Below are 23432 nucleotides of genomic sequence, written 5' to 3' on the forward strand. Positions count from 1 at the left end.
GCGGGCAAGCGGGCAAGCGGGCAAGCGGGCAAGCGGGCAAGCGGGCAAGCGGGCAAGCGGGCAAGCGGGCAAGCGGGCAAGCGGGCACGGTGGTCGAGCGCAGCGCTGCGCTCGGACCGGGAAGGAGAGAGCGATGGACACGACCACCGTCGAGTGGGGCGCCGTCGAACGGCTCGTCGTCGAGCGGGTCGGGGCGAGCGAGGAGCTCGCGCGCGAACTGGTGGCGCTCGAGGTGCGGGCGCTCGAGCGTTGGTGCCGGGGCGATCCTTCCGGCTTCCTCGCGATCTCCGATGCCGACGTCGGTTATTTCGAACCCTTCGTCGAGGCACGGTTCGACGGGCTGGCGGCGCTCACCGACCATTACGAGGCACTGCGGGGCAAGATCTCCGCCGACGCCTTCGCGATGATCGCGCCGCGCGTCGTCGCCTGGGGCGATGCGGCGGTGCTCTCCTACGGCTTCCGCTCGTCGAGCGGCGGCGGGCCGGAGATGCGCTGGCAGGCGAGCGAGACGTGGCGTCGCCGCCCCGAGGGCTGGCGGATCGTCCACACCCACTGGTCGCTGCCCAGCGTCGGGTGACGCGGGTTCGGCCTCGCGACGGACCGGACCGCGGGGGCATCGCGTCGACGCGGTGCCGTCGCGACCCGACGATGCCGGCGAGAATTTCGCACCGGGGACTTGCGTCGCCGCCGCGAAACGATCATTTCGTCGAGGATGACGACGACGGGCGCCGACGGTGGGAACGAGCGGACGACGGGTACGGGGGCTCCCGCCCCGGCCGGAGGATCGTCGCTGTTCGCGCGACCGGGCTTCGCCGTCGCCGCCTTCGTGATCGTCGCCTTCGGGCTCGGTTGGGCCTGGATGGGGGCGATGGTCGCCGGCATGCTCGCGACCACCGACATGGCGACGCTCGGCCCCGGCATGGGCCTCTTCAATCGGCTGAACGGCCTCGCCGGCCTCTCGGCGGAGACGCGCGCGGCGCTGACGGTGCTGTGCGCGCCGATCGGTGCGTCCTGGTCGCTCGCCGACTGGGCGATCGTCTTCGCCATGTGGGTCGCCATGGTGATGGCGATGATGGTGCCGACCGCCGTGCCGGTCTTCTCGGCCTATGCGGCGCTCGGCGCGGAACGGGCGGGGCGGGGCGAACACGTCGTCACGCCGGTCGCGCTCGGGCTCGGCTATCTCGCGGTGTGGATCGTCTTCGCCGGCCTCGCCACCGTGGCGCAGGGCCTGCTCACCCAGGCGCGCCTGCTGACGCCGGCCGGCCTTCCCGCCTCGAGCGTGCTCGCCGGCACGACGATGATCGCCGCCGGCTTCTACCAGTTCACGCCGCTGAAATGGGCCTGCCTCAGCCGCTGCCGCACGCCGCATCCCTTCTTCGCCGACAACTGGACCAACCGCTTCTCGGGCGTCTTGCGTCAGGGCATCGCGCAGGGGCTCGATTGTCTGGGCTGCTGTTGGGCGCTGATGGTCGTGATGTTCGCGGTCGGCGTGATGAACGTCGTCTGGATCGTTCTGCTCGGCGCGGTGATGACGATCGAGAAGGTGACCAACTCGGTGTGGGTCAGCCGGATCGTCGGCATCGTCTTCGTTCTCTGGGGGCTCGGGCTGATCGCGGCATCGCCGGTCGGCTCGGCGCTCCTTTCCCGCTTCTGATCCATCTTCGACGAGGAAACGACATGAACATCGTGGCCCTTCTCTCCGATCCCGCCGCCTGGGCGTCTCTCGTGACGCTGACGGCGCTGGAGATCGTGCTGGGCATCGACAACGTCGTCTTCCTGTCGGTGGCGACCGCCCATCTGCCGAAGGACGACGCGGCGCGGGCGCGCAAGCTCGGCATGGCGCTGGCGCTGGGCTTCCGCATCGCGCTGCTCTTCGCCATCTCGTGGATCGTGTCGCTGAAGGACCCGGTGGCGACGCTCTTCGGCCATCCGCTGTCGGTCAAGGACCTGATCCTGATCGGCGGCGGCGCCTTCCTGATGTACAAGGCGGTCAACCACATCCACGAGGAGCTCGAGGAGGAGGTGCCGGCCGAGATGGCGCGCGCCGCGTCCTCCGCCTTCTCGATGGTGGTCGGCCAGATCATCGTGATCGACATCGTCTTCTCGCTCGACAGCATCATCACCGCCGTCGGCCTCGCCCAGCAGGTCGAGGTGATGATCGCCGCGGTGATCATCGCCGTCGGCGTGATGTATGTCGCCTCAGGCCCGGTCTCGGCCTTCGTCAGTGCCCATCCGACCACCAAGGTGCTGGCGCTCGCCTTCCTCTTGCTGATCGGCGTGTCGCTGGTCGCCGACGGCATGGGCTTCCACATCGAGCGCGGCTACATCTACGCGGCGATGGCCTTCTCGGCCGCGGTCGAGGCGATCAACATCACCGCCAAGAAGCGCAAGCAGCGCGCCCGCGCCGAGGCCGAAGCCCGTGCGGCGGGGCAGGGCGAGGGCGTCTGAGGACGCTTTCCCGGGCCTCGTGAGGAACGAGGCGGTGCGGGTCGCAGCCGCGGCATCGCATTGCGCCTCATCCTGAGGAGCGCCGCAGGCGCGTCTCGAAGATCGCGCACGGACTCGGATCCACGCCACTTCGGGACTGTGCAGAGGTCTCCCAAGGGGAGGGTGAAGGCGCGGCTCAGCTTCCGGAAATCGCCGGCGAGGGTCCTGGCGGAAAGGTCGGGCGCGAAGCGTCGTTCGACGGGCGCGTCACGGCGACGGCGGCGGAAGGGCCGACCCGGGCCCATCCGCCGGAGCGACGAGCGGCGCAACGCCTTTCCCTTCGCTCACACGTGCGGCAGGAGCCGCTTGCCGGCGTCGACGGAGTCCTCGAGCAGGCCGCCGCGGCGGGCGCGGTCGAGGGCGATGGCGACGGACGGGGCGGTCGCGACCTGGACGTCCGGCCGCTTGATGCCGTAGCGCACCAGGATGCGGCGGACCGGGCGGTTCATCGCCGCGAGGATGACGACGGTGTTGCGCTTCGTCATCTGCTCGATCACCGAGCGCAGCGCCGTGGCGCCGGTGGTGTCGACCAGCGGCACGCCGTCGAAGTCGAGCACCAGGAAGCGCGGCCGATCGCCGATGCGGCTCAGCGTCTGGGCGAGCTGGTTGGCGGCGCCGAAGAAGAACGGTCCGTGGATGCGGTAGACCACGACGTCGTCGTGGATGTCCGAGGTGTAGCCCGGCCGCACGTCCGGCGCGTCGGGGACGTCGCGTTCGAGGAGCTTCGCCCCGGTCAGAAGGCGAGCCCCGGTGCGGGCCTCGACCTCCACCGCCTCGGCCATGTTGTGCATGAACTGGATGGCGGACAGCACCACGCCGACCTCGATCGCCACCGTCAGGTCGACGAAGACGGTCAGCAGCAGCGTCGCGACGAGCACCAGGCGCTCGCCCCAGTCGGCGTTGCGCAGCAGGTGGGAGATCGCGTGGACCTCCGACATGTTCCAGGCGACGATGGCGAGGATCACCGCCAGCGAGGCGAGCGGCACCCACCAGGCGAGCGGGGCGGCGACGATGACGAAGACGGCGAGGAAGACGGCGTGGAGGATGCCGGAGATCGGCCCGGCGGAGCCCGAACGGATGTTGGTGGCGGTGCGGGCGATGGCGCCGGTCGCCGGGATGCCGCCGAAGATCGGCGAGAAGACGTTGGCGATGCCCTGAGCCACCAGTTCGCAGTTGGAACGGTGACGCCGGCCGGTCATGCCGTCGGCGATGACGGCGGAGAGCAGCGACTCGATGCCGGCGAGCAGCGCGATCGTCACCGCGTCGGGCAGAACGGCGATGAGCTTCTCCCACGTCGGGATCGACAGCGCCGGGGCGGGCGGCGTGCGCGGGATGCCGCCGAACTTCGAGCCGATGGTGGCGACGTCGAGTTGGAAGATCGCGACCGCCATCGCCGCCGCGACCACCGCGAAGAGCAGGCCCGGCAGCTTCGGCTTCCACCGCTTCAGTCCGACGATGACGCCGAAGGAGAGGACCGACACCGCGACGGTGGCACCGTTCCAGGTCGGCAGCGCGTGCCACAGCGCCTCGATCTTGTCGAGGAACTCGCCGGGGAGCTTGCCGGTCTTCAGGCCCAGCAGGTCGGCGACCTGGGAGACGAAGATGGTGACGCCGATGCCGGCGGTGAAGCCGATCGTCACCGGATGCGGGATGTACTTGATGTAGGTGCCGAGCTTCAGCAGGCCGACGGCGATCAGGATCAGGCCGGCGATGAAGGTCGCCAGCGCCAGACCGTCGTAGCCCTGGGTCTCCACCACCCGGTAGACGACGACGATGAAGGCCGCCGTCGGACCACCGATCTGGAAGCGCGAGCCGCCGAGTGCCGAGATCAGGAAGCCGGCGATGATCGCCGTGGTCAGACCGCGCTCGGGCGAGACGCCGGAGGCGATGGCGATGCCCATGGCGAGCGGCAGGGCGACGATGGCGACCGTCAGGCCGGCCACGATGTCTGCCATGAAGCGCTTTCGGTCGTAACCTTCCCGCAGAACCGTCACCAGTTTGGGCGTGAACAGATCGGTGTAGGACTCGTTTGCGGGGGGCATCGAGGACTCGGCGTGTTTTGCGATGGGAGCCATGAGGCTAACATGCTTGAACGACGGCGATCCAACCCAAATAGTACGCCGAGCGAACGTTTGGCGCGGGCCAGCCGCGCACGGAACGCACATTCGAGGAGCACGACCCATGGTGAAGGCGATCCGCATCCATCAGACCGGCGGACCCGAGGTTCTCACCTACGAGGACGTCGAGATCGGTCAGCCCGGTCCGGGTCAGGCGCTGGTGCGCCACGCCGCGATCGGGCTGAACTTCATCGACTGCTACTTCCGCTCCGGCCTCTATCCGGCGCCGGGTGGTCTGCCGCTGATCCCCGGCAACGAGGGTGCCGGCACGGTGGTGGCGATCGGCGACGGCGTGACCGAGGTCGCGGTCGGCGACCGCGTCGCCTATGTCGTCGGACCCGGCTCCTATGCCGAGGAACGGCTGGTGCCGGCCGATCGGCTGGTGCAACTGCCCGATGCGATCTCCTTCGAGGTCGGCGCGGCGGCGATGCTGAAGGGCATGACCGTCCGCAACCTGCTCCTGCGCACCCACAAGGTCGGCCCCGGCACGACGCTGCTCTTCCACGCGGCGGCGGGCGGCGTCGGCCAGATCGCCGGCCAGTGGGCGAAGCACCTCGGCGCCACCGTCATCGGCACCGCCGGCGGGGCGGAGAAGGTGGCTCTCGCCAAGTCGCTCGGCTACGACCACGTCATCGACTACAAGAAGGACGACTTCGTCGCCGCGGTGAAGGACCTCACCGGCGGGCGCGGCGTCGACGTGGTCTACGACTCGATCGGCAAGGACACGTTCCCGAAGTCGCTCGACTGCCTGCGTCCGCTCGGCCTCTTCGTGTCGTTCGGCAACGCGTCGGGCCCGGTGCCGCCGTTCTCGCTGCAGGAACTGGCCTCGCGCGGCTCGCTCTTCGCGACCCGCTCGACGGTCTTCTCCTACATCGCCCAGCGCGCCGATCTCGAGGCGTCGGCCGCCGACCTCTTCGCGGTGCTGACCAGCGGGGCGGTGAAGATCCCGGTCTCCAACTCCTGGAAGCTCGCCGATGCCGCCTCGGCCCATCGGGCGCTCGAAGCCCGTGCCACCACCGGATCGGCCGTGCTGATCCCGTGACGACATCGCGTCGGCCGCACCGTTCGGCAATGTCGAACGGTGCGGCGCGGCGGCGCGATCTGGTCGTGGGCCGCGCGGCGCGACATGTTCGGGCGACGATCCATCGTTCCCCGAGGTTGCCATGACCGCCGACGCCTCCACCCGCCGCCTCGATCTCGTGCTCTTCCTGCACGGGGTCGGCGCGCGCGGGCTCGATCTCCTCGATCTCTCCGACGACTGGAAGCCGGCGCTCCCCGGCGTCGCCTTCGCCGCGCCCGATGCGCCGTACCCGTTCGACGGCGGCCCCTTCGGCCGGCAGTGGTTCTCGGTGCTCGGCGTGACGCCGGCCAATCGGGCCGAGCGGATCGCCCAGGCTGCCTCGGCCTTCGACGCGGTGGTCGATCTCGAGATTTCCCGCGCCGGCACGGTCGCCGAGCGCACGGCGCTGGTCGGCTTCTCGCAGGGCTCGATCATGGCGCTCGACGCCATCGGCCGCGGCCGGCGCTTCGCCGGCGTGCTCGCCTATTCCGGCCGGCTCGGTCGCCCGGCGGCGAGCGGCTTCTCGGCGACGCCGGTGCGGCTCGTCCACGGCGAGGCAGACGCCGTCATCCCGGCATCCGAGAGCGTCGTGGCGGAGGCGGTGCTGAAGGCGGGGGGCGTCGCAGTCGATCTGCATCTGAGGCCCGGGCTCGGTCACGGCATCGACGCGGCGGGCATCCGGCTCGGCGCGGCGTTCCTCGCGGGGCTGGCTGCGACCGGCTGAGCGGGTTGCGTCGGCCGACGGCGGCGTGCACCATCGCGAACGGTTCGCGAGAGGGACGTACGGCATGCACAAGGGACGGCTCGAGGCCTTCAGCGACGGCGTGCTCGCCATCGTCATCACCATCATGGTGCTGGAACTCAAGGTGCCGCACGACACCAGCGTCGCGGCGCTGGCGGCGCTGTGGCCGGTGTTCCTGTCCTACGTGCTCAGCTTCGTCTACGTCGGCATCTACTGGAACAACCACCACCACATGCTGCAGGCGGTGAAGACCGTCGACGGCGCGACGCTTTGGGCCAACCTGCACCTGCTGTTCTGGCTGTCGCTGGTGCCCTTCGCCACCGGCTGGATGGGCGAGAACCATTTCGCGGCGACGACGGTGGCGCTCTACGGCGTGGTGCTGATCGCCTGTGCGCTCGCCTATGCGATCCTGGCGGTGGTGCTGCGCCGCCGCCATCCCGACGGCACGGCCTTCGCCCGCGCCTTCGGCTCGGGCCACAAGGAGATCGTCTCGCTGGCGATCTACGCCACGGCGATCGGCCTCGCCTTCCTGGTGTCGTGGGCCTCGCTGGTGCTCTACGCCGCGGTCGCGCTGATCTGGCTGGTGCCGGATCGCCGCTTCGAGAAGGCGCTGGCGGAACTCACCGGGGGCAAGTGAGGGCGGCCCTCAGTCGACCGCCGTGCCCGCCAGATCGTAGGCGTCGGTCTTCTCGATCTTCACCGTGACGATCTCACCGGCCCTGAGCGGGCGGCGCGAGGCGACGTGGACGATGCCGTCGATCTCCGGGGCGTCCCACTTCGTCCGCCCCTTGGCGACCGACGGGCCGACCTCGTCGATGATCACCGGCACGCGCCGGCCGACGCGGGCCTTCTGGATCCGGTCGGCGATAACCTGCTGATGCGCCATCAGGCGGTTCCAGCGCTCCTGCTTGACCTCTTCCGGCACGGCGCCGGGAAGCTCGTTGGCCGCCGCACCCTTCACCGCCTCGTACTTGAAGGCGCCGACGCGGTCGAGCTTCGCCGCCGAGAGCCAGTCGAGCAGGTCCTGGAAGTCCTGTTCCGTCTCGCCGGGGAAGCCGACGATGAAGGACGAGCGGATGGCCAGATCCGGAACGGTCTCGCGCCATTTGGCGAAGCGGTCGAGGGTCTTCTCCTGCGCCGCCGGGCGCTTCATCGCCTTCAGGACCGGGGTCGCGGCGTGCTGGAGCGGGATGTCGAGATAGGGAAGGATCTTGCCCTCCGCCATCAGCGGCAGCACCTCGTCGACGTGCGGATAGGGGTAGACGTAGTGGAGGCGGACCCAGACGCCGAAGTCGCCGAGTTCGCGCGACAGGTCGAGGAACTTGGCGCGGACCTTGCGGTCCTTCCACGGGCTCGCGGCATAGCGCAGGTCCTGGCCATAGGCGGAGGTGTCCTGCGAGATGACGAGCAGTTCCTTGACGCCGGCCTTCACCAGCTTCTCGGCCTCGCGCAGCACGTCGGCCGCCGTCCGCGAGACGAGGTCGCCGCGCAGATGCGGGATGATGCAGAAGCTGCAGCGGTTGGAGCAGCCTTCCGAGATCTTGAGATAGGCATAGTGGCGCGGCGTGAAGCGGACGCCCTGCGGCGGCACCAGATCGACATAGGGGTCGTGGGCCGGCGGCACGGCGGAATGCACCGCCTCGATGACGCTCTCGTAGGCCTGCGGCTTGGTGATCGCCACCAGATTGGGGAACTGCGCCTCGATCTCGCCGGGCTCGGCGCCCATGCAGCCGGTGACGACGACCTTGCCGTTCTCGGCCATGGCCTTGCCGATCGCCTCGAGGCTCTCGGCCTTGGCGCTGTCGAGGAAGCCGCAGGTGTTGACCACGACGACGTCGGCGCCGGCGTGGGACTTGGTCAGTTCGTAGCCTTCGGAGCGCAGGTGCGTGACGATGCGCTCGCTGTCGACCAGCGCCTTGGGGCAGCCGAGCGAGACGAAGGAGATCTTGGGGGCGGTTTGCGCGGTGGTGTCGTTCATGGCGGCCACATAGAGGGCGCGGGGCGCCGATTGCAAGGGTTTCGGCGCGCAGGGCCGCTCAGAGCCGCACGGGGCCGGCCGCTTCGATCGCCCGTTCGACCAGATCGGCGACGCCGGCATCCCGGCCGATCGCCGCGACGTGGTGGAGGATGCCGGGGGTCTTTTCGACGAGTGCCGCCACGTCGTCGAGCGCGTGGGTGCCGGTCGAGACGAAGAGGCCGACGACGATCCGCGGCCGCCACGTCGGGATGACGTCGTGGAAGAAGGGCTCTTCCTCGATGAAGGCGACGCGGATCGGCGCGGCGAGGCGCTCGGCGAGCGTCGCGGCGATGGCTTCGCTCGACAGCCGACTGCCGGCATCGCCCGAGGCCGAGCCGTGGGCGACCAGCAGGGTCGGAAGATCCGCGGGCGTCGCCCCACCCTGCATCGAGGCGATGGAGCGCAGGCGTTGCTCGATCAGGTCGACGAGGCCGGGGTCGAGGCCGAAGACGGGGAGGCGGCGATGCTCGCCGAAACCCCGCTCGGCGAGGATCGCGGGCAGTTTCGTGCGGACGAATCGCCCCTCCGCCATGAACAGCGGATAGACGTCGACCGGGCCGGGGGCGGCGTCGCCGAAGAGGGCGCGGCGGGCGTCGTCGAAGCTCTCCGGCCGTTTCAGCACGCCCCAGGCGACCGCACGGTCGCCGCGCCGCGCCAGCCGCTCGGCGAGGAGCCGCACGGTCTCGTCGCGCGGGTCCGCGCCGCCGTCGCCGTGGGCGACGAGAAGGAGCGGACGGGCGGCATGGTCTTGCGTCATGAGCGCTCCGTGGCGGCGGCGCGAGGGGCGGTGAGGCCCGTCGCGGCCGGCGTCATTCTTCTTCGGCGTCCAGGGCCTTCTTGACCGTCGATTTGGTCGACGACTTGGTGCCGCTCTTGGCGGCCTTCTCGTCGAACTTGCGCTTGATGGAATCGGTGTCGGAATCGCCCAGCGGGTTGTCGCCGGCCTTGTAGGTCGGCGCCTTCGTCGAGCCGGACGAGCCCTGCTTGCCGGTCGAGAGCGGCGTGGTCACGGGGGCCGGGTCGGCCTTCTTGGTGCCGGGCGAGACCTCGCGACCGTTGATCGAGACGCGGTCACCCTCGAAGTCGATGCGCCAGACCGCGGCGCCGTCCTTCTGCTCGGCGAGCGACAGGGCGAGGGTGAGCTGGTCGGCGGCCTGCTTGCCGCCGTCGCCGGCCTTGGGATCGCGCAGCGCGGCGATCGCCTGTTCGAGGCCGGTCGCACGCGCCGTGACGGTGCCCGCGGCGCCGGCGGGGCCGGCGGTCATGCGGCCGTCGATCTTCAGATCCCATTCCTTGGCGGCGACGCGGTTGCCCTCGAAGACGATCTCGACGACGCCCTTGGGCAGGGCCTTCGTCACCATCTCGGCGGCGACCTCGTCGGAGAGCGGCTTGTCGGCGGCGAAGTCGGCGCGGTCGAGGAAGACCGCCAGAGGTGCTGCGGCGTTCCAGCCGGTGGCGCGACCGCGAATCTCGAGGTCGCTCGGGATCAGCCGTCCCGCCCAGGCCGGGATGAAGAGCGAGCCGACCTTCAGCCCGGAGAGCGTGGTGCGGAAGTCGACCGTTCCGTCGGTCGTGGCGCCGGTCGCCACCATCGCCACCTCGACGCGGCCGAGCGTGGCGAAGCCGACGGGGGTCTCGAGCTCGACCGTGTCGAAGGTCGCGGTGTGGTCGAGGCGCTCGAACAGCGGCCCGAGTTCGCGCAGCCGCGCCTTGAACTCGGCCTGGCCCGCGGTGAAGTCCGTCTTGTCGTGATGGGCGACGAGATGGCGCCACAGCGCCAGGAAGGCGGAGTTGCGGAAGCCGGTCAGTTTCGCCTCGGCCCGCGAGGTGCCGACCTTGAGCGTCGCCTCCATGTCCGGCATGCCCTTGGCGGTGCCTTCGGAGAGCGCGAAGGTCTCGGTGATCGAGCGCAGCGTCTGGGTCGCCGTGACGTCGAGGCCGTCGCCGGAGGCGCTCGCGGTGGCGGTGCCGGAGAAGTCGAGCTGTTCGTCGGTGCGGCGGACGTCGATGCGCGGCGTGTCGCCGGCGGCGGGCACCGTCTGTTCGCTGACCACCCGGTCGACCTTCATGGTCTGGCGGGTGAAGGCGGAGAGTGTGGAATCGAAGACGCCGTCGGCGCGAAAGCCCTCGAAGGCGAGCCGGCCGGTCTGGCCGCCGGCGGCCCAGGTCCAGGGCGTGAACGAATCGAGCCGCCAGGCCCAGGTCCCGTCGGGCTTCGGCGTCAGCCGCGACACCGAGCGGCCGAGCGTCGCCTCGACGCCGAGCTTCTTGATCGGCGCGGCGAGGCGGTCGAAATCGATGGCGACCTCGTAGTCGTCGCCGACCGGGGTGATGGCGACCACCGGCGTCTCGCCGGTCGCCGGGCGGCCGACATAGTCCTCGACCAGCGCCCTCAGCCGGTCGGCGCCGGCCTGATCGGCGGGTGCGGCGGCGACCGCGAGCGGCGCGGCGAGGACGGCTGCTGCGGCTATGCGACCGAAGCGCGAAGCGGTGGTGAGAAGGCGACGTCTCGACGCGACCATGGTGCGGCTCCCGAACCGGCCGTTGTGGAAGCGACGACGATAGTCGACCCGACGCATGGCGGGGAGGGGGAAGGCGGTCGAATGGACAACAATTCGCTGCAGGGCCTCTCCGCGTCGCGATGTCACGCGATCGTGGTCGAATTGGAGGCGAATCGGCTCGACGGGTGACCGAGGCGTGGGCACGATCCACGGCGTCGACCGCCATTGTTCGGGAGGATGCGATGGGATTTGCACGCCGTTCGTCGAGTTTTGCAGGAAAGGCGGCGTTTGCCGCGATACTGGCCGCGCTGGTGGCGGGCCTTCCGAGCGAGGGGCGGGCCGCCACCGTGTCGGGCGTCTCGATCGGCTCGACGCGGGCCGCGCTCGTCGTGCCGGCGCGACCGCACGGCGCGATCGTTCTTCTCGCCGGCGGCGACGGCAACATCGGGGTGGCCGAAGACGGATCGATCGCGCGCGAGGGCAATCAACTGGTGCGCACGCGCACGGCCTATGCGCGGCGCGGCTTCGCCGTTCTGGTGCCCGATGTCGGCGTCGACGTCGCTGCGGCGGTCGAATCGATGCGCTCGTACGGTCGGGTGACGCTGGTCGGGACGAGCCGAGGCACCCAGCGCGCCGCCCGCGGCATCGCCGCCGGCGCCAAGCCCGATCGGCTGGTGCTCACCGCGGGCTTCCTCTCCGACGCCTCGGGCGACGCCGACAACGTCATGCGAATCCTCGGCTCGCCCGACCGCCTGCCGCCGACGCTGGTGATCCACCACAAGCACGACGGCTGCGCCAAGACCCTGCCGGCGGGCGTCGCGCCCTTCGCCGCCTGGGCGGGGTCGCGCGTCCGGGTGACCTGGCTCGACGGCGGCTCGGAAGAGGGCAACGCCTGCATGGCGCGGGCGCATCACGGCTTCGCCGGCCTCGATTCCGCGGTGGTCTCGGCGGTGGTCCACTTCGCGCGGTGAGGCGGGAGGGCCGCGGAAAACAAGAAGGGGCCCGACGACGACCGTCGGACCCCTTCAGGGAAACTGGCTCCGCGAGCAGGACTCGAACCTGCGACCATTCGATTAACAGTCGAACGCTCTACCAACTGAGCTATCGCGGAATGCTGCGGCGCTGTCGCGTCGCTGCGGGCGGGTCTATAGCAAGCTCGCTTCCTCTTGCCAAGCCCTCGGACCACGACATGTGGACGATCGCGTCGCGAGCCTCTATCGAAGGGCGGAAAAACGCGCCGATCGCGTGGTTCGCGTCGTTCGCCGACTTCTCCCGAAAGGCCCTTTCATGACCGTTTCCGCTCTGCCCAGCGTCGATTTCGTGCTCGGCGGCGCGCGTTCCGGCAAGACCGGGGTGGCGCTGGCACGGGCCGAGGCGAGCGGCCTTTCGGCCGTGATGGTGGCGACCGCGCAGGCCCACGACGCCGAGATGGAGGCGCGTATCGCCGCCCACCGCGCCGAGCGCGGACCGACCTGGGGGCTGATCGAGGAACCGCTGGCGCTCGCCGACGTCGTGACCCGCGAGGCGGGCGAGGGGCGGGTGCTGGTCGTCGACTGCCTGACGCTCTGGCTCTCCAACGTGCTCTTCGCCGATCGCGACGTCGAGGCCGAGATCGCGACGCTCGCCGCGGCCCTCGAACGGGTCGGCGGCGCGGTGATTCTGGTCTCCAACGAGGTGGGTCTCGGCATCGTGCCGGAGAACGCGCTCGCCCGCCGTTTCCGCGACCTCCAGGGCCGTCTCAATCGCGAGATCGCCCGCGTCGCCGACCGGGTGACGCTGGTCGTCGCCGGGCTCGAGGTGGTGATCAAGCAATACGGTACCCGATGACCGAATGGCGGTTTTCCGCGTCGGTGCGGCTACGCATGGGGGCGTTCCCGATTCTCGAGAGTGGGTCTGACGTGGTTTGATTCCACCCGTGCCGGCATCCGCCGACGCTACGCGCGAAGGTCGAGGTCGCCGATGACGTCAGGTCCCGCCGATACGCCTCCGACACCGCCCGCCGTCACCGCGACGGCCTCGCCCGACAGGCCGTCCGTCGGCGTCGACTGTCGCTCCTGTCCGCTCCGGCCCGGGTGCATCTCCTACGGCTGGCGCTCGCCGGGCGGGGTGTGGTTCGAGAACATGGTCATCCTGCGCCCCAAGCCCGGCTGCCGCGGCTTCGTCGGGCGGGGCGGCGACATCCGCTCGCATTTCGAGGCCGAGGAAGACCCGGCGTCGAGGCATTGAAGCGGCGCGGGGCCGGTGTCGCACCGGTCCGCCGCACGACGACGCGCATCGGCGAAAATCGCTGGATGATCGAAACGGGCGCTTGCTCGAGCGGATGAACCCGGCTAGAGAAACGCCCCGTGAGGCCTCGTGGCGGAGTGGTTACGCAGCGGACTGCAAATCCGTGTACTCCGGTTCGAGTCCGGACGAGGCCTCCATCTCCTTATCTCCCGACATCGCCGATTTCGCTCATCCCGTGCCCTCGCACGGGCGGCGGCTTCGCGTGCCTTCCCCGCTTTCCGGCGAAGGTTCCTATTGTCTCGCCCGGACGAGCGGATTAAGGAAACCCGACGACCGGCCGCGCCGGTCGAGACGCCGACAGCGAGCGGGGGAAACGATGGCCGAATTCGCCATTCAGCGCAGGACGATGGTCGACAACCAGATCCGCACCGTGGACGTGACGGATCACGGCGTGATCGCCGCGTTCCTCTCGGTCGGGCGCGAGGCCTTCGTGCCGGCGGCGCTGCAGGATCTCGCCTATCTCGACCGCCCGGTCGAACTCGGCAAGGGCCGCCGCCTGATGCAGCCGGCGCAGCTCGCCAAGCTCGTCCAGCTCGCCGCGCCCAAGGCGGGCGAGAAGGTGCTCGTGATCGGCGGCGCCACCGGCTACACCGCCGCGATCGTCGCCGCGATCGGCGCCGGCGTGACGATGGTCGAGGAAGACGCCGACCTCGCCGCCACGGCCAAGGCCGCGCTCCCGGGCGTCGACGTGGTCGTCGGCCCGCTGACCGCCGGCGCGCCGGCGGGTGCGCCCTACGATCTCGTCCTCTTCGACGGTTCGCTCGAGGACCTGCCCGAGGCGATCGCCGATCAGGTCGGCGAGGGTGGCCGCATCGTCTTCGTGCGCGGCTCCGGCAACGCGGCGTGCGCCACGGTCTGCGTCCGCGCTTCGGGAAAGCTCTCCGAGCGCACCGCCTTCAATCTGCCGGGTCATCTTCTGCCCGGCTTCGCGCGACCGGCCGCCTTCGCGCTCTGAGCCGGAAAGCCCGACGAATCCTGCGACCCGCGGCCGGTGACGGCGGCGGGTCGTTTCGTGTCCGAGCCTCGCGCATGCGCGCCGGAGACGCGGCGTGAATGTTGCCCGGCGGCCTCATTCGACGAAAATGCGTGGATCGAGGGCGTCGAGGCGGCGATCTCGGTTTGCATTCGAGAGGCTTTGAATGTTCGTTAAGACATTCGTTCGCTGTCGGCGATGAGAGCGCGCCGCCGATTCGTGAGTCGATTTCCGGGAGTAACGTCGTGTCGTTCAGCCGTTCCGCCGTTTTCGCGCTCGTCGGGGCCTTGGGCCTGACGACGCATGTGGGCGTTTCCCGGGCCGAGTCTCTCTCGGAAGCCCTGGCGCTCGCCTATTCGAACAATCCGCAGCTGAACGCCGCGCGCGCCCAGACCCGGGCGACGGACGAGGGCGTCGGCATCGCGCAGGGCGCGGCCCGGCCGAGGATCAACGGTTCGGCCTCGATCGGCCGCACCTATACGGCCTACGGCTACCAGAACTATCAGAACGCCGGCGCCAACGTCGATTTCTACAACACCGCGTCGAACTTCGGCATCCAGTTGGTGCAGCCGATCTATACCGGCGGCCAGATCACCGCCGGCATCGATCAGGCCCAGGCGGCGGTGCGCGCCCAGCGCGAGGTGCTGCGCTCGGCCGAGCAGCAGGTGCTGCTCTCGGCGGCGACCGCCTACATGGACGTGATCCGCGACACCGCGCTGGTCTCGCTGCAGGAGAGCAACGTCAAGTTCCTCACCGAGCAGGTGCGCGCCGCCAAGGACCGCTTCAACGTCGGCGAGGGCACCCAGACCGACGTGGCGCAGGCCGAGGCCTCCTATCAGCTCGCCGTGTCGCAGCTCAACGCCGCGCGGGCCCAGCTCAACGCCTCGCGCGCCGTCTATCGCCAGGTGATCGGCAAGGAGCCGGGCAAGCTCGGCGCCACCGGCGGGGCCGACGGGCTGCTGCCGAAGACGGTCGAGGCCGCCGTGCGCGCCGCCCAGAGCGAGAGCCCGCAGATCATGGCGGGCATCCACAACGTCGACGTGGCGCAGCACAACGTGAAGTATCTCGAGGGTGCGCTGCTGCCGCAGGTGTCGGCGCAGGGGTCCGCCTCGCGCGCGTTCGACAATCCGACCTACAAGACCGCCAACAACGCGGCGGTGTCGCTCAACGTCACCGTGCCGATCTATCAGGGTGGTACGGAATACGCCAAGATCCGCCAGGCCAAGGAACAGCTCGGCGCGGCGCGTCTGCAGGTCGATCTCACCCGCGACTCGGTGCGCGCCAGCGTCGTCTCCGCCTGGGGCATGCTGCAGGCCGCCAATGCCTCGATCACCGCCTACAGGGCGCAGGTCGAGGCCTCGCAGCTGGCGCTGAACGGCGTCATCGAGGAGCAGCGGGTCGGTCAGCGCACCACGCTCGACGTCCTCAACCAGCAGACGATGCTGATCACGGCCCGATCGAACCTCGTCAATGCCGAGCGTTCGCGAGTCGTCGGCTCGTTCCAGCTCGCCGCTGCGGTCGGTCGCCTCGACGTCGAACACATGAAGGTCAGGGTGTCGATCCAGGATCCGGAAGAGCACGCCGAGGCGGTTCGCGACAAGTGGATCGGTCTCCGGACCCCCGACGGTCAGTGACCCTGCGTAAGTGCCGACGTGGTCGGGGATAACTCCCGATCGCGGCACGGGGTGCGCTTCACGGCGTCGCGGATCCATCTATAGTAGGCGTGACGGCAATCACCGACATCATGTCGTTGTCGGTGGACGTCACGCATTCGTCGGAGTGTTTCCATGGCCAAGGCGCAAGCGCAGGAACCCTCGATGGAGGAGATCCTGGCCTCGATCCGCAGAATCATCGCGGACGAGGAGACGGCTCCCAAGGGCAAGGCCGCCGCGGCGCCGCCCGAGCCGGAACCCGAGCCCACCGCCGACGAGACCATCTCCGAGGACGATCTCGACAAGCTCTTCGCCACCGCCGACGATCCGGAAGACGACGCGACCGAGGACGACGACGTGCTCGACCTGACCGAGGAACTCGCCGAACCCGAGAGCGGCCCGCCGCTGGTCGAGGGCATGGGCGAGGTCTCCGATCTGGCCTTCGCCGACGCCGCCGAGATGGAAGAGACCGTCGAGGAGCCGGAACCCGAGCCGGCGCCGATCGTCGCACCCGTCGCCGTCGCTCCGGTCGCCCCGCCCAGGCCGACCCCGGCGCCGACGCCCGCACCCGCACCCGCCCCGGCACCGCGCACCTTCGCGCCCGAACCTGCCGCGGTCGAGGCCGCCGTGGCGCCGTTGATCTCGCACGCCAGCGAGGGGATGATCGCCTCGGCCTTCGCCGATCTGTCGATGACGGTGATCAACCGCAACGCCCGCACCCTCGACGACCTCGTCCAGGAGATGCTGCGGCCGATGCTGCAGCAGTGGCTCGACCGCAACCTGCCGACCATGGTCGAGCGCATGGTACGGGCCGAGATCGAGCGCGTCACCCGCGGTCGCTGAGCGCGGGCGAAATCGCGCGCGAATCCTCGATCGGCGTCCCGTCCGCATTGACAGGCGGGCCGCCTTCGCCCCTTATCGCGGCACGTTTTCACGCCGGTCCCGTCGGGGGCCGGCGACGTTCGCACATCACATTCGGAAGCCGTCATGCTCGAAAAGACCTACGAGGCCGCCGCCGTCGAACCGCGCATTTCCGCCCAATGGGAAGAGGTCGGCGCGTTCCGCGCCGGCGCCGGCGCCAAGCCGGGCGCCGAGCCCTATTCGATCGTCATCCCGCCGCCGAACGTCACCGGCTCGCTGCACATGGGCCATGCGCTCAACAACACGCTGCAGGACGTGCTGGTCCGTTTCGAGCGGATGCGCGGCAAGGACGTGCTGTGGCAGCCGGGCACCGACCATGCCGGCATCGCGACGCAGATGGTGGTCGAGCGGCAGATGATGCAGCGCCAGGAGCCGGGTCGCCGCGACATCGGCCGCGCCGCCTTCCTCGAGAAGGTGTGGACCTGGAAGGCCGAATCGGGCGGCACCATCGTCAACCAGCTGAAGCGGCTGGGTGCGTCCTGCGACTGGTCGCGCGAGCGCTTCACCATGGACGAGGGCCTGTCGCAGGCGGTCCTCAAGGTCTTCGTCGCGCTGCACCGCCAGGGCCTGATCTATCGCGACAAGCGGCTGGTCAACTGGGACCCGCATTTCGAGACCGCGATCTCCGATCTCGAGGTGCTGCAGGTCGAGGTGAAGGGCCATTTCTGGCACTTCAAGTATCCGATCGAGGGCATGCCGGGGCGTTACGTCACGGTCGCGACGACGCGTCCGGAGACGATGCTCGGCGACACCGCCGTCGCGGTCCATCCGGAGGACGAGCGCTATGCCGATCTCGTCGGCAAGTTCGCCATCCTGCCGCTGGTCGGCCGGCGCATTCCGATCGTCGCCGACGAGTATTCCGACCCCGAGAAGGGCACCGGCGCGGTGAAGATCACCCCGGCGCACGACTTCAACGACTTCGAGGTCGGCAAGCGGCACGGCTTGGCGCAGATCAACATCCTCGACCGCAAGGCGAAGATCGATCTCGTCGGCAACGAGGCCTTCGGTCTCGACATCGGCCACGGGCTCGATCTCTTCGGCGCGCCGGAGGCGGGCGAGGGCGAAGAGCCGCTCGCGCCGGTCGCCCAGGTGATGGCGCTCGGCGAGCTCGAGGCGCTCTTGCACGGGCAGGACCGTTTCGAGGCGCGCAAGCGCGTCGTCGAGGCGATGAAGCGCTGCGGCCTCCTCGACAAGGTCGAGCCGAACACCCACACGGTGCCGCACGGCGACCGCTCGAACGTCGTCATCGAGCCGTTCCTGACCGACCAGTGGTACGTCAACGCCGGCGAACTGGCGAAGGAAGCGCTCGCCGCCGTCCGTGACGGCCGCACCACCTTCGTGCCGAAGAACTGGGAGAACACCTATTACCAGTGGATGGAGAACATCCAGCCCTGGTGCGTCTCCCGTCAGCTGTGGTGGGGCCATCAGATCCCGGCGTGGTACGGGCCGGACGGCGAGGTCTTCGTCGCCCACGACGAGGCCGAGGCGCTCGATCAGGCGATCCATCACTACCTCACCCGCGGCGACATCGACGCGGCGCGGGCGGCCGAACTGCGGTCGGCCGGCGCGGCGGGCTTCCTGACCCGCGACGAGGACGTGCTCGACACCTGGTTCTCGTCGGCGCTGTGGCCGTTCTCGACCCTCGGCTGGCCGGACCAGACGTCGGAACTGGCGCGCTACTACCCGACCTCGGTGCTGGTCACCGGCTTCGACATCATCTTCTTCTGGGTCGCCCGGATGATGATGATGGGCCTCCACTTCATGAAGGACGAGGCCGGAAACCCGGTCATCCCCTTCAAGGACGTCTACATCCATGCCCTCGTCCGTGACGAGAAGGGGCAGAAGATGTCGAAATCCAAGGGCAACGTCATCGATCCGCTCGAGCTCGTCGACGAGTTCGGCGCCGACGCGCTGCGCTTCACGCTGACCGCGATGGCGGCACAGGGTCGCGACATCAAGCTCGCCAAGGCGCGCGTCGCCGGCTATCGCAACTTCGCGACCAAGCTGTGGAACGCCGCCCGCTTCGCCGAGATGAACGGCTGCGTCACCGTCGGCGACTTCGAGCCGGCGGCGGCGAAGGGCACGCTCAACCGCTGGATCGCGACGGAGCTCACCCGCGCCATCGCCGACGTCACCGCGGCGATCGAGGCCTATCGCTTCAACGATGCGGCGGGCGCGGCCTATCGCTTCGTCTGGAACTCGTTCTGCGACTGGTATCTCGAACTCGCCAAGCCGATCTTCATGGGCGAGGATCGGGCGCTGAAGGACGAGACGCGGGCGACCTGCGCCTACGTGCTCGACGAGATCCTGAAGCTCCTGCATCCCTTCATGCCCTTCATCACCGAAGAGCTGTGGGCCAAGACCGCCGCCGAGGCGGGGCTCGCCCGTTCGGCCATGCTGGTGACGACCGAATGGCCGCGCGGCGCGGTGCGCCACGAGGCGGCGGCCGACGAGATCGACTGGCTGGTCGGCCTCATCACCGAGGTGCGCTCGGTGCGCTCGGAGATGAACGTGCCGGCCGGCGCCCAGATTCCGCTCGTCGTGGTCGGCGCCGCCGACCGGACCCGCGGCTGGATCGCCACCCACGAGGCGGCGATCCTCCGTCTCGCGCGCATCTCGGAGATCGGTTTCGCCGACGCCGCGCCGGCTGCCTCGGCGCAGATCGTGGTGGGCGAGGCGACCTTCTGCCTGCCGCTCGAGGGCGTGATCGACGTCTCGGCCGAGAAGGGCCGCCTCGCCAAGGAGGTGGTCAAGCTCGAGGGCGAGATCGGCCGCATCGACAAGATGTTCTCCAACCCGCAGTTCATGGCCAAGGCCAAGGAAGAGGTGGTCGAGGAGAACCGCGAGAAGCGCGAGGAATACGTCGCCCGTCTCGCCAAGGTGCGCGAGGCGCTCGCCCGGCTCGGGTGAGTGCGACACGTCGTCACGAAAACGGCTTCGACACGGGCCGGTTCGCCTCTTCGGCGGGCCGGCCCGTCCGTTTCCGTGGCGCTCGTGCAACAGTGCCGGTCAATGCGCGCGAGGCTTGATCGAGGTCGACGCATTTGCCCCGCTTCCGTCACAAATGAACACGAGCGTGCGAGCCGAAGAACGAGGCCTCTGCGCTGTCGGAGCGAGTTGCGTGTCGGGTACGGACGAGATGGGACGAGTGGGTGAGTATGCGGTCGGCGGATCAGGGCCGATCGTCTTCGATTCCGCCCCCGCCGTCGCCGTGGTCCGGGAATTGCCCGGCGATCGCCGTAATCCGGGGCCGATCGGCCCTGTTGTCGCCGAATTGGCGTGGGATGGTTCGCTCATGGATCCGCGGGGCTCGACCCCGGCGGGTCGGGATGGCAAGAGCGATCGCACACGGCCTTCGGCCGAGACGTCGATCGCGACGCTCCGGGCGCCGATGCGCCCGTCATGGAGCGGTGACGTCGCGAGAACGGTCATGCGGACTGGTTGGTATCTTCGCGTCGGCTGCGCTGCCGCGATGCTGTTCGGTACGGCGCTGTCGGCCGCCGCCTTCGATCCGGGTCGTGACGGTCCGGGCGAGGACGCGCCGCTCTCCTCCGACATTCGGGCGCTCGCCCCGCTGCCGGCGCCGGTGCGTCCCTCTCCGGCCGCCATGGCGCCGACTTCGCTCTCGGCCCCTCCGGGCGTCTCGGCGCGTCTGCTGCCGGGGCCGGTGGTGCCGCCCGCGGCCAATGCCTCGGCCGAAGACGCCTTCCGCGACGGGACCCGCCTCTACTACGCCGGTGACCGCAAGGCGGCGCTGGAGCAGCTGAAGCGGGCGGCCGAGCGTGGTCATCCGATCGCCCAGTGGAAGCTCGGCAAGATCTACGAGACCGGCGACGGCGTTCCGGTCAACGACAACAAGGCCTTCGACTTCTACCGTCAGGTCGTCGACAATCACGGCGACGACGCGCGCGGCACGCCGCAGGCGGCCTTCGTGGCCTCGGCCTTCGTGGCGCTCGGCTCCTATTATCTCAAGGGCATCGAGACTTCGGCGATCCGGCCGAACGTCGATCGCGCCCGCGAGCTCTACACCTATGCCGCCTCGATCTTCGGCGACACCGAGGCGCAATATCGTCTCGGCCGGCTCTATCTCGAGGCCGATAGCGACGAGCGCGATCCGCGTCAGGCGGCGCGTTGGCTGACGGTGGCCGCCAAGAAGGGCCATGTCGGCGCCCAGGCGATGCTCGGTCAACTGCTCTTCACCGGCGACGAGGGGCTGCAGCGGCGCCCGGCGCAGGGGCTGATGTGGCTGACGATCGCTCGCAACAACGCGACCAACGCCAAGGACGACTGGGTCCGCGAGGTCCAGGAGCAGGTGTTCTCGGTCGCCAGCGAGAACGAGCGTCGACGCGGCGTCGCCGAGGCACAGGAATGGATCGCCAAGGGCGGCAACAACTGAGCGGATTGCCGGGCAATCCGAAGGAATGGCCGCAGGAACGACGAACGAAACGAGGCGCGGAGCGATCCGTGCCTTTTTGTCGTTCATGCGAGAAAAACAAACAGAATCAATGTAATGAAATGACCTCTTCGTGAGTTTGTTCAAGTCACGCCAAATTGCACCGACTTCTCATGAAGTCAGCGTATCACATTGATTTACAATGAAAATCACCGATTGTTGCAGCTCGATCGGCGTCAGACTGTCGCACGTCGTGGTTAACGACGGGTTAATACGGATGACGTTGCGTCGCCTCGAGTCGAAGTTCCTGCACCGCGGGGCGATCACGACGGGTCTGGACCTTCGTCCGGATGATCGGGCAGCGTCGCATCGAAGCCGTGCAGGAAGGCGCGGCGGCTGCCGACCCAGATGTTGCGGGTCGGTCGACAGAGATCGGGATCGTCGAAGGAGACGACGGTGACGTCGATCGTCTCGGTGGCGTCCTTCGGCAGGTCGTCGCGATGGTCGGCGGCGTCCGCCTCGAAGGCGAAGAAGAGCTGCGTGCCGCAGGCCGGGCAGAAGCCGCGCTTCGCCGCCGCCGAGGAGGCGTACCACGCCGGCTCGCCCTCGACCGCCAGGTCTTCGCGTGGAACCGTCGCCCAGGTGAGGAAGGCGGCGCCCGACGAGCGCTGGCAGATGCGGCAATGGCAATGGCCGACGTCGGTCGGCACGCGGGCGAGGCGCCAGCGAATGCGGCCGCAGAGGCAGCCGCCGGCGGGCGTGGTGTCGGTTGCCTCGCTCATCGGCCGATCCTCCTCAATCGACGTCGAGATCGACCCAGACGGGGACGTGGTCGGAGGGCTTGTCCCAGCCGCGGACGTGCTTGTCGACGCCGACGGCGCGGAGGCGGTCGGTGGCCTGCGGGCTCATCAGGACGTGGTCGATGCGGATGCCCTCGTCGCGCTGCCAGCAGCCGGCCTGATAGTCCCAGAAGGTGAAGACCTGGGCGTCGGTCGAGGCGCGCAGCGCATCGGTGAAGCCGAGGCCGAGCAGACGGCGGAAGGCGGCGCGGCTCTCGGGCTGGAACAGCGCGTCGCCGAGCCAGGCCTTCGGGGTCTTGGCGTCGATCGGCTCGGGGATGACGTTGTAGTCGCCCAGCAGGAGGAAGGGCTCCTCGAGCGCGAGGCGGCTGCGGGCATGGGCCTCGAGTCGCTCCATCCAGGCGAGCTTGTAGGGGAATTTCTCGCTGCCGAGCGGATTGCCGTTGGGCAGGTAGAGACCGCCGACGCGCACCACGCCGGAGGGCACCGAGACGACCGCCTCGATGTAGCGGGCCTGCGGGTCGTCGGGGTCGCCGGGAAGCGCGCGCGAGACGTCCTCGAGGCGGTGCTTCGACAGGATGGCGACGCCGTTGAAGCCCTTCTGGCCGTGGGTGGCGACGTGATAGCCGAGGCGTTCGAATTCGGCCGCGGGGAAGCCCTCGTCGACCGACTTGATCTCCTGGAAGCAGACGAGATCGGGACTCGCCTCCTCGAGCCAGCGCAGAGCGGTGTCCAAGCGCGCCTTGACGCCGTTGATGTTCCAGGTGGCGATCTTCATGGGGAGACTCGGGGGCGGTTGATCCGTCGCCCCACGATAGCGGTCGCCGGCGTCCGGCGCACCGGTCTTTCGCCGCGCGACGTCCCCGAGGACGCCCGCCGGGGGAGTGGCGGGCATCCTGCGGGGAACGCGTCGGGCTCAGTTGTCGCTGCCGGCGTTGTGCATCTCGATGTAGCGGTCGGCGTCGGTCTGCGCCTGGACCGGGGCCTGGATCTGCACCGCCTCGGCGGGCTTGGCGATGCGGGCGGCCTGACGGCCCTCGATCACGGTCGCGCTCGCGGCCGGGGTCTGGAGCGCCTTGTAGAAGGCCTCGTGATCGTTGGCGGCGCCGTCGGCGGCGTGGGCGGCTCCGACGGAGGCGAGGAGCGCGGCGGCGGCGAAGATGTTCTTGGCGTAGGTCATGGTCATGTCTTTCTCGTCAGGGGGGAGGAACTCGCGTGTCGGGCGGCCGGGTCAGCGGGCCGAGCCGGAGGTGCGGGTCTCGAGGTAGCGATCGACGGGGGCCTGCGGGGCGGTGGCGATCGGGGCGGCCTGACGGCCTTCGATCACGGTCGTGGCCGCGGCCGGGGTCTGGAGCGCCTTGTAGAAGGCCTCGTGATCGTTGACGGCGCCGTCGGCGGCGTGGGCGGCTCCGACGGAGGCGAGGAGCGCGGCGGCGGCGAAGATGTTCTTGGCGTAGGTCATGGTCATGTCTTTCTCGTCAGG

Annotated in this window: 22 protein-coding genes and 2 tRNA genes; 15 read left to right on the forward strand and 9 right to left on the reverse strand. The window is 69.5% G+C overall.

Annotated elements, in window-relative coordinates; genetic code table 11:
* The first annotated feature begins 133 nt into the window (after positions 1–133).
* The 3 genes from ACT541_RS09705 to ACT541_RS09715 all read left to right on the forward strand — a co-directional run bounded on the left by ACT541_RS09705 (position 134) and on the right by ACT541_RS09715 (position 2448).
* Positions 134–577, forward strand: coding sequence for a DUF4440 domain-containing protein (locus ACT541_RS09705; protein WP_476136333.1), 444 nt, complete (start codon positions 134–136; stop codon positions 575–577).
* Between the two features lie 135 nt (positions 578–712).
* Positions 713–1654: a DUF2182 domain-containing protein gene (locus ACT541_RS09710; RefSeq protein WP_476136335.1), complete on the forward strand. Its 942-nt coding sequence runs from the start codon at positions 713–715 to the stop codon at positions 1652–1654.
* 29 nt (positions 1655–1683) lie between these two features.
* Positions 1684–2448, forward strand: coding sequence for a TerC family protein (locus tag ACT541_RS09715; RefSeq protein ID WP_476137515.1), 765 nt, complete (start codon positions 1684–1686; stop codon positions 2446–2448).
* Positions 2449–2771: 323 nt separating this feature from the next.
* Here ACT541_RS09715 and ACT541_RS09720 read toward each other — a convergent pair whose 3' ends face one another.
* Entirely contained in the window at positions 2772–4529 is a 1758-nt protein-coding gene (locus ACT541_RS09720) for a SulP family inorganic anion transporter (RefSeq protein ID WP_476136336.1), read from the reverse strand.
* Between the two features lie 139 nt (positions 4530–4668).
* Here ACT541_RS09720 and ACT541_RS09725 point away from each other — a divergent pair, with 139 nt between their 5' ends.
* The 3 genes from ACT541_RS09725 (at position 4669) to ACT541_RS09735 (ending at position 7043) form a co-directional block, all read left to right on the forward strand.
* On the forward strand, positions 4669–5646 hold the full coding sequence (locus ACT541_RS09725; protein ID WP_476136338.1) for a quinone oxidoreductase family protein: 978 nt from the start codon (positions 4669–4671) through the stop codon (positions 5644–5646).
* A gap of 121 nt (positions 5647–5767) precedes the next feature.
* Complete coding sequence (locus ACT541_RS09730; protein ID WP_476136339.1) at positions 5768–6388, forward strand: alpha/beta hydrolase; 621 nt, start codon at positions 5768–5770, stop codon at positions 6386–6388.
* A gap of 64 nt (positions 6389–6452) precedes the next feature.
* Entirely contained in the window at positions 6453–7043 is a 591-nt protein-coding gene (locus ACT541_RS09735; RefSeq protein ID WP_476136341.1) for a TMEM175 family protein, read from the forward strand.
* Between the two features lie 9 nt (positions 7044–7052).
* On the opposite strand, the gene rimO is transcribed toward ACT541_RS09735, so the two are convergent.
* The 3 genes from rimO to ACT541_RS09750 are packed head-to-tail and all read right to left on the reverse strand — an operon-like array spanning position 7053 to position 10945.
* Complete coding sequence (gene rimO / locus ACT541_RS09740; RefSeq protein ID WP_476136342.1) at positions 7053–8384, reverse strand: 30S ribosomal protein S12 methylthiotransferase RimO; 1332 nt, start codon at positions 8382–8384, stop codon at positions 7053–7055.
* A 58-nt stretch (positions 8385–8442) separates the two neighbouring features.
* Positions 8443–9180, reverse strand: coding sequence for a sirohydrochlorin chelatase (locus ACT541_RS09745; RefSeq protein ID WP_476136344.1), 738 nt, complete (start codon positions 9178–9180; stop codon positions 8443–8445).
* A 52-nt stretch (positions 9181–9232) separates the two neighbouring features.
* Entirely contained in the window at positions 9233–10945 is a 1713-nt protein-coding gene (locus ACT541_RS09750; protein WP_476136346.1) for a hypothetical protein, read from the reverse strand.
* A gap of 221 nt (positions 10946–11166) precedes the next feature.
* Between ACT541_RS09750 and ACT541_RS09755 the strand changes: the two genes are divergently transcribed.
* Positions 11167–11895: an alpha/beta hydrolase gene (locus ACT541_RS09755; RefSeq protein WP_476136348.1), complete on the forward strand. Its 729-nt coding sequence runs from the start codon at positions 11167–11169 to the stop codon at positions 11893–11895.
* A gap of 64 nt (positions 11896–11959) precedes the next feature.
* Here the strand turns inward: ACT541_RS09755 and ACT541_RS09760 are convergent.
* Positions 11960–12035: transfer RNA gene (locus ACT541_RS09760), tRNA-Asn, on the reverse strand.
* 176 nt (positions 12036–12211) lie between these two features.
* Here ACT541_RS09760 and cobU point away from each other — a divergent pair.
* From cobU to ACT541_RS09800, 8 genes are all read left to right on the forward strand, one after another.
* A complete protein-coding gene (gene cobU / locus ACT541_RS09765) occupies positions 12212–12751 on the forward strand; it encodes a bifunctional adenosylcobinamide kinase/adenosylcobinamide-phosphate guanylyltransferase (protein ID WP_476136350.1) in 540 nt (179 codons plus the stop codon).
* Positions 12752–12883: 132 nt separating this feature from the next.
* On the forward strand, positions 12884–13150 hold the full coding sequence (locus tag ACT541_RS09770) for a hypothetical protein (protein ID WP_476136352.1): 267 nt from the start codon (positions 12884–12886) through the stop codon (positions 13148–13150).
* Positions 13151–13273: 123 nt separating this feature from the next.
* A tRNA-Cys gene (locus tag ACT541_RS09775) sits at positions 13274–13347 on the forward strand.
* A 179-nt stretch (positions 13348–13526) separates the two neighbouring features.
* Entirely contained in the window at positions 13527–14165 is a 639-nt protein-coding gene (locus ACT541_RS09780; RefSeq protein WP_476136354.1) for a protein-L-isoaspartate O-methyltransferase family protein, read from the forward strand.
* A gap of 323 nt (positions 14166–14488) precedes the next feature.
* Positions 14489–15817 carry a TolC family outer membrane protein gene (locus ACT541_RS09785; protein WP_476136356.1) on the forward strand — a complete coding sequence of 443 codons (1329 nt, stop codon included), beginning with the start codon at positions 14489–14491 and terminating at the stop codon, positions 15815–15817.
* A gap of 183 nt (positions 15818–16000) precedes the next feature.
* Complete coding sequence (locus tag ACT541_RS09790) at positions 16001–16678, forward strand: PopZ family protein (protein WP_476137516.1); 678 nt, start codon at positions 16001–16003, stop codon at positions 16676–16678.
* A gap of 144 nt (positions 16679–16822) precedes the next feature.
* Positions 16823–19666 carry a valine--tRNA ligase gene (locus ACT541_RS09795; protein WP_476136358.1) on the forward strand — a complete coding sequence of 948 codons (2844 nt, stop codon included), beginning with the start codon at positions 16823–16825 and terminating at the stop codon, positions 19664–19666.
* Between the two features lie 520 nt (positions 19667–20186).
* Positions 20187–21152 carry a tetratricopeptide repeat protein gene (locus ACT541_RS09800; RefSeq protein ID WP_476136360.1) on the forward strand — a complete coding sequence of 322 codons (966 nt, stop codon included), beginning with the start codon at positions 20187–20189 and terminating at the stop codon, positions 21150–21152.
* Positions 21153–21472: 320 nt separating this feature from the next.
* Here ACT541_RS09800 and ACT541_RS09805 read toward each other — a convergent pair whose 3' ends face one another.
* The 4 genes from ACT541_RS09805 to ACT541_RS09820 form a co-directional block, all read right to left on the reverse strand.
* Positions 21473–21931 carry a GFA family protein gene (locus ACT541_RS09805; RefSeq protein ID WP_476136362.1) on the reverse strand — a complete coding sequence of 153 codons (459 nt, stop codon included), beginning with the start codon at positions 21929–21931 and terminating at the stop codon, positions 21473–21475.
* A 13-nt stretch (positions 21932–21944) separates the two neighbouring features.
* Positions 21945–22727, reverse strand: a complete 783-nt coding sequence (gene xth / locus ACT541_RS09810) for an exodeoxyribonuclease III (protein WP_476136364.1) — start codon at positions 22725–22727, stop codon at positions 21945–21947.
* Between the two features lie 138 nt (positions 22728–22865).
* Positions 22866–23135 carry a hypothetical protein gene (locus ACT541_RS09815; protein ID WP_476136365.1) on the reverse strand — a complete coding sequence of 90 codons (270 nt, stop codon included), beginning with the start codon at positions 23133–23135 and terminating at the stop codon, positions 22866–22868.
* 45 nt (positions 23136–23180) lie between these two features.
* Positions 23181–23417: a hypothetical protein gene (locus ACT541_RS09820; protein WP_476136367.1), complete on the reverse strand. Its 237-nt coding sequence runs from the start codon at positions 23415–23417 to the stop codon at positions 23181–23183.
* Positions 23418–23432: the final 15 nt, after the last annotated feature.

This window comes from Pinisolibacter sp. DMC100 (assembly GCF_056313705.1).

Excerpts from the sequence above, each read along its gene's own strand:
- ACT541_RS09705 (WP_476136333.1), top strand. The coding sequence starts at position 134 with ATGGACACGACCACCGTCGAGTGGGGCGCCGTCGAACGGCTCGTCGTC.
- ACT541_RS09710 (WP_476136335.1), top strand. The coding sequence starts at position 713 with ATGACGACGACGGGCGCCGACGGTGGGAACGAGCGGACGACGGGTACG.
- ACT541_RS09720 (WP_476136336.1), bottom strand. The coding sequence starts at position 4,529 with ATGCCCCCCGCAAACGAGTCCTACACCGATCTGTTCACGCCCAAACTG.
- ACT541_RS09725 (WP_476136338.1), top strand. The coding sequence starts at position 4,669 with ATGGTGAAGGCGATCCGCATCCATCAGACCGGCGGACCCGAGGTTCTC.
- ACT541_RS09730 (WP_476136339.1), top strand. The coding sequence starts at position 5,768 with ATGACCGCCGACGCCTCCACCCGCCGCCTCGATCTCGTGCTCTTCCTG.
- ACT541_RS09735 (WP_476136341.1), top strand. The coding sequence starts at position 6,453 with ATGCACAAGGGACGGCTCGAGGCCTTCAGCGACGGCGTGCTCGCCATC.
- rimO (WP_476136342.1), bottom strand. The coding sequence starts at position 8,384 with ATGAACGACACCACCGCGCAAACCGCCCCCAAGATCTCCTTCGTCTCG.
- ACT541_RS09745 (WP_476136344.1), bottom strand. The coding sequence starts at position 9,180 with ATGACGCAAGACCATGCCGCCCGTCCGCTCCTTCTCGTCGCCCACGGC.
- ACT541_RS09750 (WP_476136346.1), bottom strand. The coding sequence starts at position 10,945 with ATGGTCGCGTCGAGACGTCGCCTTCTCACCACCGCTTCGCGCTTCGGT.
- ACT541_RS09755 (WP_476136348.1), top strand. The coding sequence starts at position 11,167 with ATGGGATTTGCACGCCGTTCGTCGAGTTTTGCAGGAAAGGCGGCGTTT.
- cobU (WP_476136350.1), top strand. The coding sequence starts at position 12,212 with ATGACCGTTTCCGCTCTGCCCAGCGTCGATTTCGTGCTCGGCGGCGCG.
- ACT541_RS09770 (WP_476136352.1), top strand. The coding sequence starts at position 12,884 with ATGACGTCAGGTCCCGCCGATACGCCTCCGACACCGCCCGCCGTCACC.
- ACT541_RS09780 (WP_476136354.1), top strand. The coding sequence starts at position 13,527 with ATGGCCGAATTCGCCATTCAGCGCAGGACGATGGTCGACAACCAGATC.
- ACT541_RS09790 (WP_476137516.1), top strand. The coding sequence starts at position 16,001 with ATGGAGGAGATCCTGGCCTCGATCCGCAGAATCATCGCGGACGAGGAG.
- ACT541_RS09795 (WP_476136358.1), top strand. The coding sequence starts at position 16,823 with ATGCTCGAAAAGACCTACGAGGCCGCCGCCGTCGAACCGCGCATTTCC.
- ACT541_RS09800 (WP_476136360.1), top strand. The coding sequence starts at position 20,187 with ATGCGGACTGGTTGGTATCTTCGCGTCGGCTGCGCTGCCGCGATGCTG.
- ACT541_RS09805 (WP_476136362.1), bottom strand. The coding sequence starts at position 21,931 with ATGAGCGAGGCAACCGACACCACGCCCGCCGGCGGCTGCCTCTGCGGC.
- xth (WP_476136364.1), bottom strand. The coding sequence starts at position 22,727 with ATGAAGATCGCCACCTGGAACATCAACGGCGTCAAGGCGCGCTTGGAC.
- ACT541_RS09815 (WP_476136365.1), bottom strand. The coding sequence starts at position 23,135 with ATGACCATGACCTACGCCAAGAACATCTTCGCCGCCGCCGCGCTCCTC.
- ACT541_RS09820 (WP_476136367.1), bottom strand. The coding sequence starts at position 23,417 with ATGACCATGACCTACGCCAAGAACATCTTCGCCGCCGCCGCGCTCCTC.